General features: G+C 62.9%; 11 protein-coding genes, 1 rRNA gene, 3 pseudogenes and 1 riboswitch. Of the genes and pseudogenes, 14 read left to right on the top strand and 1 reads right to left on the bottom strand.

What is annotated here, in order from left to right; all coding sequences use genetic code 11:
- Positions 1-81: 81 nt before the first annotated feature.
- Positions 82-1,612 (bottom strand): 16S ribosomal RNA (locus ACQVLG_RS12730).
- A 498-nt stretch (positions 1,613-2,110) separates the two neighbouring features.
- Between ACQVLG_RS12730 and cobT the strand changes: the two genes are divergently transcribed.
- From cobT to ACQVLG_RS12660, 14 genes and pseudogenes are all read left to right on the top strand, one after another.
- Entirely contained in the window at positions 2,111-3,124 is a 1,014-nt protein-coding gene (cobT, locus tag ACQVLG_RS12725; protein ID WP_474295638.1) for a nicotinate-nucleotide--dimethylbenzimidazole phosphoribosyltransferase, read from the top strand.
- 5 nt (positions 3,125-3,129) lie between these two features.
- Positions 3,130-3,936, top strand: a complete 807-nt coding sequence (locus ACQVLG_RS12720) for an adenosylcobinamide-GDP ribazoletransferase (RefSeq protein ID WP_474294875.1) — start codon at positions 3,130-3,132, stop codon at positions 3,934-3,936.
- A gap of 5 nt (positions 3,937-3,941) precedes the next feature.
- A complete protein-coding gene (locus tag ACQVLG_RS12715) occupies positions 3,942-4,496 on the top strand; it encodes a histidine phosphatase family protein (RefSeq protein WP_474294873.1) in 555 nt (184 codons plus the stop codon).
- Positions 4,497-4,540: 44 nt separating this feature from the next.
- A riboswitch (cobalamin riboswitch) is annotated at positions 4,541-4,782 on the top strand.
- Positions 4,783-4,909: 127 nt separating this feature from the next.
- Positions 4,910-6,778 carry a TonB-dependent receptor domain-containing protein gene (locus ACQVLG_RS12710; protein ID WP_474294871.1) on the top strand — a complete coding sequence of 623 codons (1,869 nt, stop codon included), beginning with the start codon at positions 4,910-4,912 and terminating at the stop codon, positions 6,776-6,778.
- Between the two features lie 88 nt (positions 6,779-6,866).
- A complete protein-coding gene (locus ACQVLG_RS12705; RefSeq protein ID WP_474294869.1) occupies positions 6,867-7,892 on the top strand; it encodes a FecCD family ABC transporter permease in 1,026 nt (341 codons plus the stop codon).
- A gap of 7 nt (positions 7,893-7,899) precedes the next feature.
- Entirely contained in the window at positions 7,900-8,667 is a 768-nt protein-coding gene (locus ACQVLG_RS12700; RefSeq protein ID WP_474294867.1) for an ABC transporter ATP-binding protein, read from the top strand.
- Between the two features lie 2 nt (positions 8,668-8,669).
- Positions 8,670-9,301, top strand: a pseudogene (cobO, locus tag ACQVLG_RS12695) (cob(I)yrinic acid a,c-diamide adenosyltransferase).
- Between the two features lie 7 nt (positions 9,302-9,308).
- Positions 9,309-9,875 (top strand): bifunctional adenosylcobinamide kinase/adenosylcobinamide-phosphate guanylyltransferase, encoded by a 567-nt coding sequence (cobU, locus tag ACQVLG_RS12690; protein ID WP_474294865.1) that lies wholly within the window; start codon positions 9,309-9,311, stop codon positions 9,873-9,875.
- Entirely contained in the window at positions 9,869-10,822 is a 954-nt protein-coding gene (gene cbiB / locus ACQVLG_RS12685; protein ID WP_474294863.1) for an adenosylcobinamide-phosphate synthase CbiB, read from the top strand. The genes cobU and cbiB overlap by 7 nt, the downstream gene beginning before the upstream one ends.
- Complete coding sequence (cobD, locus tag ACQVLG_RS12680; protein ID WP_474294861.1) at positions 10,815-11,810, top strand: threonine-phosphate decarboxylase CobD; 996 nt, start codon at positions 10,815-10,817, stop codon at positions 11,808-11,810. The genes cbiB and cobD overlap by 8 nt, the downstream gene beginning before the upstream one ends.
- Positions 11,807-12,722: pseudogene (locus tag ACQVLG_RS12675) on the top strand (cobalamin-binding protein). The gene cobD and the pseudogene ACQVLG_RS12675 overlap by 4 nt, the downstream one beginning before the upstream one ends.
- Positions 12,719-13,153, top strand: a complete 435-nt coding sequence (locus tag ACQVLG_RS12670; RefSeq protein WP_474294859.1) for an ABC transporter substrate-binding protein — start codon at positions 12,719-12,721, stop codon at positions 13,151-13,153. The pseudogene ACQVLG_RS12675 and the gene ACQVLG_RS12670 overlap by 4 nt, the downstream one beginning before the upstream one ends.
- Entirely contained in the window at positions 13,140-13,517 is a 378-nt protein-coding gene (locus tag ACQVLG_RS12665) for an ABC transporter substrate-binding protein (protein ID WP_474294857.1), read from the top strand. Before ACQVLG_RS12670 ends, ACQVLG_RS12665 begins: the two co-directional genes overlap by 14 nt.
- Positions 13,514-14,973: pseudogene (locus ACQVLG_RS12660) on the top strand (cobyric acid synthase). The gene ACQVLG_RS12665 and the pseudogene ACQVLG_RS12660 overlap by 4 nt, the downstream one beginning before the upstream one ends.
- The last annotated feature ends 2 nt before the right edge of the window (positions 14,974-14,975 follow it).

Genomic DNA, 14,975 nt, shown 5'->3' with positions numbered 1-14,975 from the left:
ACTACTGTTTCTTCTTAATTAAACAGCCGATAAGTGTGAACATTTGATGCGTGAACCATTACTGGTTCGTGCAAACTCTAGAAAGGAGGTGATCCAGCCGCACCTTCCGATACGGCTACCTTGTTACGACTTCACCCCAGTCACGAATCCTACCGTGGTAAGCGCCCTCCTTACGGTTAAGCTACCTACTTCTGGTAAAACCCGCTCCCATGGTGTGACGGGCGGTGTGTACAAGACCCGGGAACGTATTCACCGCGACATGCTGATCCGCGATTACTAGCGATTCCAACTTCATGCAGTCGAGTTGCAGACTACAATCCGGACTACGATACACTTTCTGCGATTAGCTCCCCCTCGCGGGTTGGCGGCGCTCTGTATGTACCATTGTATGACGTGTGAAGCCCTACCCATAAGGGCCATGAGGACTTGACGTCATCCCCACCTTCCTCCGGTTTGTCACCGGCAGTCTCATTAGAGTGCCCTTTCGTAGCAACTAATGACAAGGGTTGCGCTCGTTGCGGGACTTAACCCAACATCTCACGACACGAGCTGACGACAGCCATGCAGCACCTGTGTACTGGTTCTCTTTCGAGCACTCCCCAATCTCTCGGGGATTCCAGCCATGTCAAGGGTAGGTAAGGTTTTTCGCGTTGCATCGAATTAATCCACATCATCCACCGCTTGTGCGGGTCCCCGTCAATTCCTTTGAGTTTTAATCTTGCGACCGTACTCCCCAGGCGGTCTACTTCACGCGTTAGCTGCGTTACCAAGTCAATTAAGACCCGACAACTAGTAGACATCGTTTAGGGCGTGGACTACCAGGGTATCTAATCCTGTTTGCTCCCCACGCTTTCGTGCATGAGCGTCAATCTTGACCCAGGGGGCTGCCTTCGCCATCGGTGTTCCTCCACATATCTACGCATTTCACTGCTACACGTGGAATTCTACCCCCCTCTGCCAGATTCTAGCCTTGCAGTCTCCAATGCAATTCCCAGGTTGAGCCCGGGGATTTCACATCAGACTTACAAAACCGCCTGCGCACGCTTTACGCCCAGTAATTCCGATTAACGCTTGCACCCTACGTATTACCGCGGCTGCTGGCACGTAGTTAGCCGGTGCTTATTCTTCAGGTACCGTCATTAGCAAGAGATATTAGCTCTCACCGTTTCTTCCCTGACAAAAGAGCTTTACAACCCGAAGGCCTTCTTCACTCACGCGGCATTGCTGGATCAGGCTTTCGCCCATTGTCCAAAATTCCCCACTGCTGCCTCCCGTAGGAGTCTGGACCGTGTCTCAGTTCCAGTGTGGCTGGTCGTCCTCTCAGACCAGCTACTGATCGATGCCTTGGTAGGCTTTTACCCTACCAACTAGCTAATCAGATATCGGCCGCTCCACGAGCATGAGGTCTTGCGATCCCCCACTTTCATCCTTAGATCGTATGCGGTATTAGCGTAACTTTCGCTACGTTATCCCCCACTCTAGGGTACGTTCCGATATATTACTCACCCGTTCGCCACTCGCCACCAGAGCAAGCTCCGTGCTGCCGTTCGACTTGCATGTGTAAGGCATGCCGCCAGCGTTCAATCTGAGCCAGGATCAAACTCTTCAGTTTAATCTCTGTTACTTTGCCCTTTTACAGGCACCGTCATTGCTGACGGGTCGCTCACTCAAAAAACTGACAGGCTACTTCCGAAGAAGTATCCTATTTCATTATTTCTTGTGAACATTTGATATATTTTAAGTATTACAGCAATCCGAAGATCGCCGCTGCACTTACATCAAATGCCCACACTTATCGACTGTTAATTGTTAAAGAACTGTATTCGGTTACTGCTTTCGCGCTATCGACAAAGCGTTGTGTTTGTCAGCTGCGAAGAAGGAAGAGTATGAAGCAATTTGCTACGTCCGTCAACTCCTTCTTTTTTCTCACTTTACGCTGCATTTGCATGCGTCGTTCAGCGAGGGGGCGAATTATAGCCCTGCCCTGCGCAACCCACAAGGGCTAATTTGCAGCTGGGCAAATATTGCTGTGTGATATCGTAGTACAGACAATATCCTGCCGCATCTACCTTGACTCCCATGCCTATCTCACACATCGCCCCCACCGCCAATCCCGCACTGGCCAACGCCCGCCCTCGAACATGCCATCAATAGCAAGACCAAGCCGCTGGGCAGCCTGGGGCTACTGGAAACCCTGGCACGCCAGATCGGCCTGATCCAGCAAAGCACGCAACTGGCACTATATCAACCGGCTATCATCGTTTTCGCGGCCGACCATGGCGTCGTCGCGGAAGGCATTTCTGCTTATCCGCAAAGCGTGACTTGGCAAATGGTAGAAAATTTCCTCGGTAACGGCGCCGCCATCAATGTCTTTGCCCGCCAGAACGATTGCGCCTTATATATAGTAGACGCTGGCGTGAACCACGATTTCGGCCCGCGCGACGGCTTGCTCGACCGCAAGCAGGGTCCCGGCACACGCAACTTTGCCAAAGAACCCGCCATGAGCCAGGAACAATGCCTGGCCGCCATGCAAGCGGGCATGGACCTGGCCGCCACCTTGGATGGCAATGTACTGGGCTTTGGCGAAATGGGTATCGGCAATACCACGGCCGCCGCTGCACTGATGCACAAGCTGACCCAAAAGCCGGTCGCCGACTGCGTGGGCGCCGGCACCGGCCTGTCCAAGGAAGGCATATTGCACAAGCAGCGGGTGATCGAAGCGGCTGTCGCCCATCATGCGGCAGTCCATGAGCCGCTCGACGTGCTGGCCACCTTCGGCGGCTTCGAAATCGCCATGATGGCCGGCGCCATGCTGAAAGCCGCCGAAAGGCGCATGATCTTGCTGATCGACGGTTTCATCGTCAGCAGCGCCTTGCTGGTGGCGGCCCGCTTGCAGCCCGCCATCCTCGACTACTGCGTGTTTTCGCACTGTTCCGATGAAAACGGCCATCGCCAGTTGCTGGCCAGCCTGGGAGCGCGCCCACTGCTGCACCTCGATTTGCGCCTCGGCGAAGGCACGGGTTCGGCACTGGCCTTGCCGTTGCTGCACGCAGCCGTCAACTTCATGCGCGAGATGGCGACCTTCGCATCGGCCCAGGTCAGCGAAAAGTCCACGCCAGACTAAGACCCATGGCCAACCCCGTTTCCGCCGCAGTCCACCAGTGCCGCCTCTTCTTCATCGCGCTGCAGTTCTTCACGCGCCTGCCGATCCCGCGCTGGGTGGGTTTCGAGCCGGCTTGGCTGCAGCACGCTTCGCGCTACTTTCCGCTGGTCGGCGTGGTGGTGGCGGCCATTTCCGGCGCAGTGTATCTGCTGGCCAGCTGGCTCCTGCCTTCGACGGTGGCCGTGCTGCTAGCCGCCGCCGCCGGCATCTACCTGACGGGCGCCTTCCACGAAGACGGCTTCGCCGACATGTGCGATGGCTTTGGCGGTGGACTGACGCGCGAGCGGGTACTGGAAATCATGAAGGATTCGCGCATCGGCGCGTATGGCGCCATCGGCATCGTCTGCCTGCTGGCCATCAAATGCACAACGCTCGCTTCGCTGCCACCTGCCACGGTGGTGGCGACATTATTCATCGCCCATCCTTTGTCTCGCCTGGCCGCCGTCTCGCTGATCTGGGTCATGGACTATGCGCGCGACGAAGGCAAGTCCAAGCCAATGGCTCAGGAAATGACGACGGGAGAATTCCTCATCGCCGCCACCTGCGCCCTTTTGCCCGCCATCGCCTGCGGCATGCTGGGGATAGTCGACTGGGGCGCGCTGGCCTTTGCCATCGTGGCGGCGGCAGCTGCCGCACTCTGGCTGGGCCGCAAATGCCAGCGCCGCCTGCAAGGCTACACGGGCGACTGCCTGGGCGCCGTGCAGCAGGTGGCGGAAGTGGCGATTTACCTGGCCATCCTGTCCAGCTTTCAGCCGCCAGCACGCTTCTTCTAAACACCATGCGCCTGATCCTCGTCCGCCACCCCGCGCCGCAAGTCACCAGCGGCACATGCTATGGCCGCAGCGATGTGGCGGTGGCGCCGCACGAAATGGCCGCAGCGCGCGCCAGCCTGCAAGCGACTTTGCCGGCCGGCGTGCCGCTGTATGCCAGCCCGTTGCGCCGCTGCGCCAGCCTGGCGACTGCCCTGGCGCAGGATCTGCCCGAGAGCGAATTACACTTTGATGCCCGGCTGGCCGAAATGGATTTCGGCACATGGGAAATGCAGCCCTGGCACGCGATTGCGCGCGCGGACATCGATGCCTGGGCCGCCGATCTGGCCTGGTATCGCCCCGGCGGCGGCGAGAATGTGCTGGCGATGGCCGCCCGCGTCGATGCGTTTTTAGGCGATCTGTTGCGCGAACAACACGAAACAGCCATCATCATCTGCCATGCGGGTACCATCCGCCTGCTGTCGGCACTGCAAGCCCGGCTGCCATTGGAGGAAACGGCCCTGCTGGCCGCCCGTTCCGTCCATAAAATCGCCTACGGTGCGACGGTCGTCGTCGATTTCTGATATCGAATCGTCCAGCCGGCCATTTCAGTCCACGCCTGCTGCACGTATAATGGCGGGGTTTTGGTGCCCGCGCTCATGTCCATGAGCGCAGTTAAACGGGAAACACGATGCCGCGCTCGCGGCGAACGTGTGCTGCCCCCGCAACGGTAAGCAAGTGTCGCCCCTCCCCACAGGAAGCGGGTGACAAGCTATCTCTGACAACCACTGTGCTTGCAATCATCGAGCATGGGAAGGTGGGATGGCCGTACTTGCCAGCCCGGATACCGGCCAGGACAGGTGGAAGTGGGCGAACGGGGATGTTCGCGATCCGAATGGCCCATGGCCATCTTCGATCGTCATCTTCAGTTCCCACTTCTGTTCAATCTGGCCTACGGGGACGTCGGCTGGTTGCATATTACTTACTGAAAATTATCATGACCCATGCTGTTTCCCGCCACGCGGCCCTCACGTCGCTCGCGCTAGCCATTGCCGCGCCTGCCGCTTTCGCCCAAGCCACGCCAGATACCTTCGACCCCATCGTCGTCACCGCCAACCGCTACCCGCAGCACCTGAGCGAGGTCTTGAGCGATACGCAGACCATCAGCTCGGAAGACATCGCGCGCTCGGGCGCCGGTACGCTGATTGACCTGCGCAAAAAGCAGCGCGGCATTGAAGTCAATCGCTATGGCGGCCCAGGCACCGATTCGAGCGTCTTCATCCGCGGTGCGAACAGCAACCAGAATATCGTGCTGGTCGATGGCGTGCGCATTGGCTCCGCCACATTGGGCACTGCCAACTGGAGCGCCCTGCCCCTGTCGAGCATCGACCACGTTGAGATCGTCTACGGCCCACTGAGCACCATGTATGGCGCCGATGCCGTCGGCGGCGTGATCCAGATCTTTACCAAGAAAGGCGACGGCGCGACGCGCTTTTCCGCCTTCGCCGGCTACGGCCGCGACAACACCCGCCAGGTAGAAGCAAGCGTTGCAGGCTCTACCGGTGGCAACAACAGTTTCAGCTACGCGCTGACTGCGGGCAAGGAAAAATCGGATGGCTATTCCGCCTCCAAGCTGGGCGCTTCGTCATACACCTACAATCCGGACAAAGACGGCTACGACAAGGAAAGCGTCAGCGGCCAGTTGGGCTACCAGATGGCCAAGGGCCATGAAGTCGGCCTGGTTTTCCTGAACAGCAAACTGGACGCACAATACGATGCGGGCTTGAACTTCGACGCGCGCAACTACAATAAGCAGGAAAGCATTTCGGTCTTCACGAAAAACCAGTTCTTGCCGAACTGGACCAGCGAGCTGCGCTACGCAGAATCGAACGACAAACTGACCTCAGTTTCCGCCAACGACGCCTTTGGCAGAAGCCAGTTCGACACCAAGCAAAGCGACATCAGTTGGCAAAACGATATTCTCATCGGCCGCGACACCCTGCAACTGCTGGGTGAGTACCGTGACGAAGATGTCGTGAGCTCCAAGAAAGGCCTGTCCCGCGGACGCAATACCAAATCGTTTGCAGCGTCGTACAACCTGGTGCGCGGCGCCCACCTGGCCAGCATCAGCGGCCGTCGCGACGACAGCTCGGCGTTTGGTACGCACAACACAGGTAGCGTCGCCTATGGCTACCGTTTCAGCAACGCCTTGCGCGCCAACGCCAGCTATGGCACCAGTTTCCGTGCACCGACCTTCAACGATCTGTACTACCCCGATTACGGCATTCCGACGAACAAACCGGAAAAAGGCCGCAATGCTGAAGTTGGCTTGCAATACAACGACGGCCAATCGCAACTGAGCGCAACCTACTACCACAACAAAATTACCGACATGCTTGTCTACGTATGGCCTTGCACGGTGATAGGCTGGACACCAGGCGAAGGCTGCAGCATGAATGTCGACAAAGCATTGCTCAAAGGCCTGACGCTGGCTGGCGCGCATAAGTTCGGCGCCTTCAACGTCAGTGGCAATCTCGATCTGCAAGATCCGCGCAATGAATCGCTCGACAAGCAACTGCCACTCCGCGCGAAAAAGCACGCCAATTTCGCTGTCGATTACACAACCGGTCCTTTGACCGCCGGTACGGAATGGCAGTTGTCGGGCAAACGTTTTGCAGATGCCGCCAACACAACCACCCTCGGTGGCTATGGCTTGCTGAACCTGTACACCACCTACCAGTTCGCACGTGACTGGTCGGTGCTGGCACGCTGGAACAACATCACCAACAAGGACTATGAACTGAGCCGTTTCTATGCAACGCCAGGCTCGAACCTCTTCGTTGGCGTACGCTACGGCATGAAATAAGCATGATGTAATGATGTAAGCTGCGGGCGATGGCATGCCGCCCTCGCCCGCAGATGCAGTTCTGCAGTCCCCGTTTTTAAGGCAGTACATGCACCCATTTTTCCGCAATATGCGCCACCGCGCCACCGTGATCCTCACGGTGCTGGTCGCGTGCGCCGTTGCCAGCCTGATTTTCTCCGGCATGATCGGCTCGATCGCGATTCCGCTCGCCGACCTGCCTTCCGCCCTGTTCCACGTCATGCAGGGCAAGACCGACACCCTCGCCGCCACCCTGCTTGACCTGCGCCTGGGCCGTGCGCTGACCGCCTTTGTCACCGGCGCGGCGCTGTCGCTGGCCGGCCTGATGATGCAGGCGCTGCTGCGCAATCCCCTGGCCGATCCTTACGTGCTGGGCATTTCCGCCGGCGCTTCCGTCGGCGCGCTGGCCGCGCTGCTGTTCATGTGCGCGCTGTGGGTGGTCGACGCGGCTGCCTTTGCCGGCGCCGTCGGCGTGTCCATGCTGCTGTACTTTTTTGCGCGCCGCGACCTGCGCGGCGGCACGGCGGCCGAAGGCGGCGCCTCGCTGTTGCTGCTGACGGGCGTGATCCTGGCCTCGGCCTGCATGGCCATCGTCACCCTGATGCTGTCCATCGCCCCGGAAAGCCGCTTGCGCAGCATGGTGTTCTGGATGATCGGCGACCTGTCCGGCGCGCCCGCGCGGCTGATGCCCTGGCTGGTGTTGGCCGGGGCCATGGCCTTCGCCTTGCGCTGCGCGCGCTCGCTGAACGTCATGGCCCTGCACGCGGAAGCTGCCAGCACCCTGGGCGTGCGCGTGGGCGCCCTGCGCAAGGGACTGTTCTTCTGTTCCGGCCTGCTCACAGCCAGCGCCGTCACCAGCGCCGGCAGCGTGGGCTTCGTCGGCCTGATCGTGCCGCACGCGCTGCGCTTCGCCTGCGGCCCCGACCACCGCCTGCTGATACCGGCCGCCGCGCTGGCCGGCGGCACCTTCCTCGTCCTGGCCGACACGCTTGCGCGCACCGTGCTGGCGCCCTTGCAGCTGCCCGTCGGCGTGGTCACGGCCATGATAGGCGCGCCCGTCTTCCTGTACCAACTGCATCGGCTGCGCAGGAGATGAAAAAAGCATGATACGCACCTACCAACTTGGCCTAAAGGCCGGCACGCGCTGCCTCGTGGAAAACCTCACCTGGCAAATCAAAGACGGCGAATGCTGGAGCATCATCGGCCGCAACGGCGCAGGAAAAAGCACCTTGCTGCGCGCGCTGGCCGGCTTGCGCGAACCGGATGCGGGCCACGTGACGATACAGGGCCGCGCGCTGGTCGACTGGCCACTGGAAGCACTGGCGCGCGAACGGGCCTTCCTCGCGCAGGCGCGCCACGATGCGTTCTCGTACCGCGTCATCGAAACCGTGCTGTCGGCGCGCCACCCGTATCACGATAACCATTACTGGGAAGGCAGCGACGACCAGCGCATCGCCCTGGCGGCGCTGGCCTCGATGGAAGTGGAACACCTGGCCGAGCGCGACGTGCGCAGCCTGTCCGGCGGCGAACGCCAGCGCGTGGCGATTGCGGCCATGCTGGCGCAGGATACGCCCCTGCTGCTGCTGGACGAGCCGGCCAACGCGCTGGACCTGGCGCACCAGGTCAGCGTCATGGGCCTGCTGGCCAGGCTGTGCCGCGAACAGAATAAAACCGTGGTCATGGTCGGCCATGACCTGAACCTGGTGCACAGCGTCTCGACGCATGCGCTGCTGCTGATGGGCGACGGCGGCTGGCTGGCCGGCCCCGTGGCCGAGGTGATGCAGGCCTCCATCCTGGGCGACTACCTGGGCCACCCTATCGAGATCATCGATCACGGCAAACGCAAGATATTCATACCGAAAGAGGATTAGACATGAGCGACAACAAACCTATCGACGTAGAAACAGCCGCAATCAACGAGCGCCACCGCGTGCGCATGGAGAGAAAGAAGGCCATCATCGACGCGGCCATCGCCAAGGCGGACAAGGAAATCGGCATCATCATCGTCAACACGGGCAACGGCAAGGGCAAGAGTTCGAGCGGCTTCGGCATGGCCATCCGCGCCATGGGCCACGGCATGAAGGTAGGCGTGGTGCAGTTCATCAAGGGCGCCATGTCGACTGGCGAAGAAAAATTCCTGCGCCGCTTCCCCGACGAAATCAGTTTTCATGCGATGGGCGAAGGCTATACCTGGGAAACGCAAAACCGCGAACGCGACATCGAAAAGGCCGAACTGGCGTGGGAACAGGCGAAGACCTTCCTGGCCGACCCCAGCTATGGCCTGGTGCTGTTCGACGAACTCAATATCGCCCTCAAGTACAACTACCTCACGTGCACAAGGTCATCGCCGACCTGCTGGAACGCCCGGCCATGCAGCACGTGGTCATCACGGGCCGCGGCGCGCCGGACGAATTGATCGCCATCGCCGACACCGTCACGGAAATGGCCGTCGTCAAGCATGCCTATGCGGCCGGCATCGGCGCACAAATCGGCACCGAGTGGTAACAGCGCCATGACGCGCACCCTGGTCTTCGGCGGCGCCCGTTCCGGCAAGAGCGCCCATGCGGAAACACTGGCCCGCGAGTCCGGCAGGGAAGTACTCTACCTCGCCACCGCGCAAGCGGGCGATGGCGAGATGGCCACGCGCATCACGCATCACCGTGCCCAGCGCCCGGCCGGGTGGGTTACTATCGAAGAACCGCTGCGCCTGGGCGACGCCATCCTGCGGGAAGCACGGCCCGGCCGGCTGCTGCTGGTCGACTGCCTGACCCTGTGGCTAACGAATCTGATGTTTTCCAGCGGCGAGACGTATCCGGACGTGGGCGACATCGCCTTGCCCGAACTGTTCCACAGCGAGCGCGCGCACCTGCTGTACGCGCTGGCCGAAATCGGCGATACCGATTGCGACCTCGTTCTCGTCTCGAACGAAGTGGGCATGGGCATCGTGCCGTATGGCGCCATCTCGCGCTGCTTCACCGATGAAGCGGGCCGCTTGAACCAGGCCGTGGCCGCCGTGTGCGACAAGGCTGTCTTTGTCGCCGCCGGCCTGCCGCTGTACCTGAAAGGCGGCCCATGCTGAGCGGCCTGTCGCTGCCTATGCTGGCCGCCTTGATGGCGGCGGGCGTGCTGCTCGACATGCTGCTGGGAGAAACGCGCCGCTGGCATCCGCTGGTGGGCTTTGGCCGCCTCGCCAGCGCGCTGGAGCGCCTGCTGAACCGGAGCCGTGGGCGTTTCCTGCGCGGCGCGCTGGCCTGGTCGCTGGCCGTGCTGCCCATCAGCTATGCCGCCTGGTGGCTGTGCGGCCTGGCCGGCGCGGCGCTGCACGTCTTCCTGCTGTATCTGTGCCTGGGATTGCGCAGCCTGCGCGACCACAATCAGCCGATTGCCGACGCCCTGGCCATCGATGACCTGGACAACGCGCGCCTGCTGACGGCGCGCATCGTCAGCCGCGACACGGCCAACGCCGACGCGGCCAGCCTGGCCAAGGCCAGCACGGAGTCCTTGCTGGAAAACGGCAACGACGCCGTCTTCGGCACCCTGTTCTGGTTTGCCGTGGCGGGCGGCCCCGGCGCCGTACTATTCCGGCTGGCGAATACCCTCGACGCCATGTGGGGCTACCGCAATGCGCGCTACGACTGGTTCGGCTGCTGCGCCGCGCGCATCGACGACATATTGAATTACCTGCCGGCGCGCCTGACGGCCCTCTCCTATGTCATGCTGGGCAAGAGCATGGCGGACAAACAGCGCGCCTGGCAATGCTGGCGCACGCAGGCGCCCAACTGGGGCAGTCCGAACGCGGGCCCCGTGATGGCCAGCGGCGCCGGCGCCCTCGGCCTGGCCCTGGGCGGCGACGCCATCTACGACGGCGCGCTGGAGCGCCGCCCGCCGCTGGGCCGCGGCCGTCCCGCCGAAGCGCGCGACATCGACCGCGCCTGGCGCCTGGTGGCCGAAACGGCCGTGCTGTGGCTGATCTGGGTGGCGCTGCTGGCTGGCCTGTCCTGCCTTCGGGAGACCTATCTTGCTTGAACATGGCGGCAATCTGCGCGACGCCGCGCACGAGTATGGACGGCCAATCGCCGACTGGATCGACCTGTCGACCGGCATCAACCCGCACTGGTATCCAGCGCCAGCGCCAGCACCCGACGCCAACGCCTGGCACCGGCTGCCGGAGGCCGATCCCGCGCTGGCGGCCACCGCCTGCGCTTATTACGACGCACCGGCCATGCTGCCCGTGGCGGGCACGCAAGCCGCCATCCAGGCCCTGCCCCGGCTGCGGCCACCGTCACGCGTGGTGGTGGCCGCGCCCTCGTATGCGGAACACGCGCACCACTGGGGCCAGCACGGCCACCAATTGCGGCAAGTGCCGTATGCGCAGCTGGCCGCTGCGGTGGACGGCTGCGACGTGCTGGTCGTCTGCAATCCGAACAATCCCACGGGTGAGCGCATCGCACCGGAACAGCTGCTGGAGTGGGCCGGCAAGCTGGCCGCGCGCGGCGGCTGGCTGGTGGTCGATGAAGCGTTTGGCGACACGGAAGCGCAGGCCAGCCTGGGTCCGCATACGCATCGGCCAGGCTTGATCGTGCTGCGCTCGGTGGGCAAATTCTTTGGCCTGGCGGGCCTGCGCCTGGGCTTTGTCGCCGCCCATCCCGCGCTGCTGACGCAGTTGGCCGACATGCTGGGTCCGTGGACCGTCAGCGGCCCGGCGCAGCAAGTGGCGCTGGCCGCCCTCACCGACACGCATTGGCAGCACACGATGCGCGAGCGCCTGCGCGGAGAAGGCACCCGCTTGCACCAGTTATTGGCTGCGCACGGCATCGCCAGCAGCAGCGGCACGGCGCTGTTCCAATGGTGGCCGGAAGCACGCGCCGCGACGTTCTGGCGCCACATGGCAGAATCGGGCATCTGGGTGCGCCTGTTCCGCCACGCTGCCCACGGCATCCGCCTGGGCCTGCCCCCCGACGAACATGCCTGGCTGCGCCTGCAGCAGGCCCTCACCACATGGAAGCACACATGAACCACTTGAAAACAGCACTGCTGCTGGCCGGACTGGTCTCGCTGCAAACACACGCCGCCATCACCGTGCGCGACGACGACGGCAATACCGTCACCGTGGCAAAACCGGCGCAGCGCATCCTGGCGCTGGCGCCGCACGTGACGGAACTGCTGTTCGCAGCCGGTGGCGGCGACAGGATCGCCGGTGTCGTCAGCTACAGCGACTTCCCGGAAGCGGCAAAGCAGATCACGCAAGTGGGCGACAACCGCCAGTACGACATGGAGCGCATCATCGCCCTGAAGCCGGACCTGATCGTCGTGTGGATGCATGGCAGCGCCGAGAGCGCCAGATCGCCATGCTGCGCCAGCTGAAGGTGCCGATTTATCACAGCGAACCGCGCAAGCTGGCTGACATCCCCGACAGCATGGAACGCCTGGGCCAGCTGATGGGCACGGAAAAAATCGCCAGACCGGCCGCCGCCCAGCTGCGCGCCAAGCTGGCCAGCTTGACGGCGCAATACGCGCAGCGCCCGCCCGTGCGCGTGTTTTACCAGGTGTGGGACAAACCTTTATATACCTTGAGCGGCGCGAGCATCATCAGCGATTCGATGCGCGTATGCGGCGGCCAGAATGTGTTCGCCGCGATGAAGGTGGTGGCGCCCGTCGTCACGCCGGAAGGCGTGCTGCAGGAAGACCCGGAAGTCATCTTCGGCACCAGCGAAAAGAGCGACCCGCGCAGCGAAGGCGGCCTGGCCATGTGGCGCGCCTTCCCGTCGATGACGGCCGTGCGCAAGAATAACCTGTTCCGCCTGAATGGCGACCTGCTGAACCGCGCCGCCGGCCGCGCATGATCGAAGGCACGGCCGCCATGTGCGAACAGCTGGAAGTCGCCCGCCAGCGCCGTAGCGCTCTCGCAGCCAAGGCGGCGCCGTGAGTCACTACCAGCGCATCGCCTGTTTGTCGACGGAAGCCGTGGAGACGCTGTACGCGCTGGGCGCCGAGGACGTCATCGCGGGGATCTCCGGCTTTACCGTGCGTCCGCCACGGGCGCGCGAGGAAAAAACCAGGATCAGCGGCTTTTCGTCCACGAACCTGGAACGCATCCTGGCAGTGGAACCCGACCTCGTGATCGGCTTTTGCGACATGCAGGCCGATATCTGCCGCGACCTGGTCAAGGCCGGCATCGAAGTACACCAGTTCAACCAGCGCACGGTGGACGGCATCCTGCACATGATCGGCGTGCTGGCCGCGCTGGTGCGGCGCGAGGAAGCGGGCAAATTGCTGATCGCCAGCCTGCGCGCGGACATCGCCGCCGCCCGCAACCGGGCCCGCCGCCTGGACGCGCAAGCCCGTGATTTATTTTGAAGAGTGGAACGATCCCCTGATGAGCGGCATCGGCTGGGCGGCGGAACTGATCGAGATCGCCGGCGGCACGGACGCCTTCCCGGAATTGTCCGTGCAGCCCGGCGCGAAGGAGCGCATCATCGCCGACTCCCACGACGTGGTCGTACGCGCGCCCGACATCATCCTCGCCAGCTGGTGCGGCAAGAAGTTCCAGCCGGCGCAGCTGGCGGCGCGCCCGGGCTGGGATGCGATTCCCGCCGTGAAAAACCAGATGCTGTTCGAGATCAAGTCGCCCGACATCCTGTCGCCCGGCCCGGCGGCGATTACCGAAGGGCTGCGCCAGATCAGCGACATCATCTCAGCCTGGCAGGAGCAGCAGGCATGAAGCTTCCCTTTCCCGTCCTGATGGTGCAGGGCACGACGTCCGACGCGGGCAAGAGCACCGTCGTCGCGGCCCTGTGCCGGTTGTTGAAGCGCGGTGGCGTGACGGTGGTGCCGTTCAAGCCGCAAAACATGGCCTTGAATAGCGCAGTGACGAGCGACGGCGGCGAGATCGGCCGCGCCCAGGCCTTGCAAGCGCAGGCCTGCGGCATCGCGCCGCACACGGACATGAATCCGGTGCTCTTGAAACCCTCGTCGAACACGGGCGCGCAAGTGATCATCCACGGCAAGGTGCGCGCCGAGATGGATGCGCGCGACTACCAGCAATATAAAACCATCGCGATGGGCGCCGTGCTGGAGTCCTTTACGCGGCTGCGCCAGCAATACGACGCCGTCATCGTCGAAGGCGCAGGCAGCCCCGCCGAAGTCAACCTGCGCGCGCGCGACATCGCCAACATGGGCTTTGCCGAAGCCGTCGACTGCCCCGTGATCCTGGTGGCCGACATCGACCGGGGCGGCGTCTTCGCGCACATCATCGGCACCCTGGCGTGTTTGTCCGACAGCGAACGGGCGCGCATCCTCGGCTTCGTCATCAACCGCTTCCGCGGCGACATCTCGCTGCTCACGCCCGGCATCGAGTGGCTGGAGCAGCAGACGGGCAAGCCCGTGCTGGCCGTGCTGCCCTATCTGCAAGGCCTGTTCCTCGACGCGGAAGACGCCGTCGAAGCGACGCAAGCCGAACGCGGCGCCTTCAAGGTGGTGGTGCCGCAACTGCCGCGCATCAGCAACCACACGGATGTCGACGCGCTGCGCGCCCACCCCGGCATCGACCTGCAATTCATCAAACAGGACCAGCCGATTCCGCCGGCCGACCTGGTGATCCTGCCAGGCAGCAAGAACACGCGGGGCGACCTGGCCTGGCTGCAGCAGCAAGGCTGGCCCGCCTACCTGGCCAGACACCTGCGCTATGGCGGCAAGGTGCTCGGCATCTGCGGCGGCTTCCAGATGCTGGGGCAGAGCGTGCGCGATCCGCTGGGCGTGGAAGGCGCGGCGGGAGAATCAAAGGCACTGGGCCTGCTCGACCTGGTGACGGAATTAACAAGCGACAAGACAAGCGGCTGGAACAAGTGCGCGGCCACTGCGCGTTTGCCGGCGCGGCCGATGCGCCGGTGGCTGGCTATGAAATCCACATGGGCGTGTCGCATGGCGCGGCGCTGGCGCAGCCGGCCTTCGTCATCGACGGCCGCCCGGAAGGGGCCGTGTCGGGTGACGGGCAAATCCTCGGCAGCTATTTGCACGGCATGTTCGACACGCCCGCCGCGTGTTCGGCGCTGCTGCGCTGGGCGGGGCTGGACTCCGGCCACACGGTGGACACCGCCGCCCTGCGCGAGGCCAGCCTGGAGCGCATCGCCGATGCGGCCATTCCGCTGCTGGCCGCCCTGGATCACCTCAAACGCTAGCG

The organism is Janthinobacterium sp. TPC_1, from assembly GCF_056037845.1.
The sequence above is the reverse complement of the archived record's forward strand: the minus strand, read 5'-3'. Positions and strand labels throughout refer to the sequence as shown.

Bases quoted from the DNA above. Each gene is read 5' to 3' on its own strand.
- ACQVLG_RS12715 (WP_474294873.1), top strand. From the start codon at position 3,942: ATGCGCCTGATCCTCGTCCGCCACCCCGCGCCGCAAGTCACCAGCGGC.
- cbiB (WP_474294863.1), top strand. From the start codon at position 9,869: ATGCTGAGCGGCCTGTCGCTGCCTATGCTGGCCGCCTTGATGGCGGCG.
- ACQVLG_RS12720 (WP_474294875.1), top strand. From the start codon at position 3,130: ATGGCCAACCCCGTTTCCGCCGCAGTCCACCAGTGCCGCCTCTTCTTC.
- cobU (WP_474294865.1), top strand. From the start codon at position 9,309: ATGACGCGCACCCTGGTCTTCGGCGGCGCCCGTTCCGGCAAGAGCGCC.
- ACQVLG_RS12710 (WP_474294871.1), top strand. From the start codon at position 4,910: ATGACCCATGCTGTTTCCCGCCACGCGGCCCTCACGTCGCTCGCGCTA.
- ACQVLG_RS12700 (WP_474294867.1), top strand. From the start codon at position 7,900: ATGATACGCACCTACCAACTTGGCCTAAAGGCCGGCACGCGCTGCCTC.
- ACQVLG_RS12705 (WP_474294869.1), top strand. From the start codon at position 6,867: ATGCACCCATTTTTCCGCAATATGCGCCACCGCGCCACCGTGATCCTC.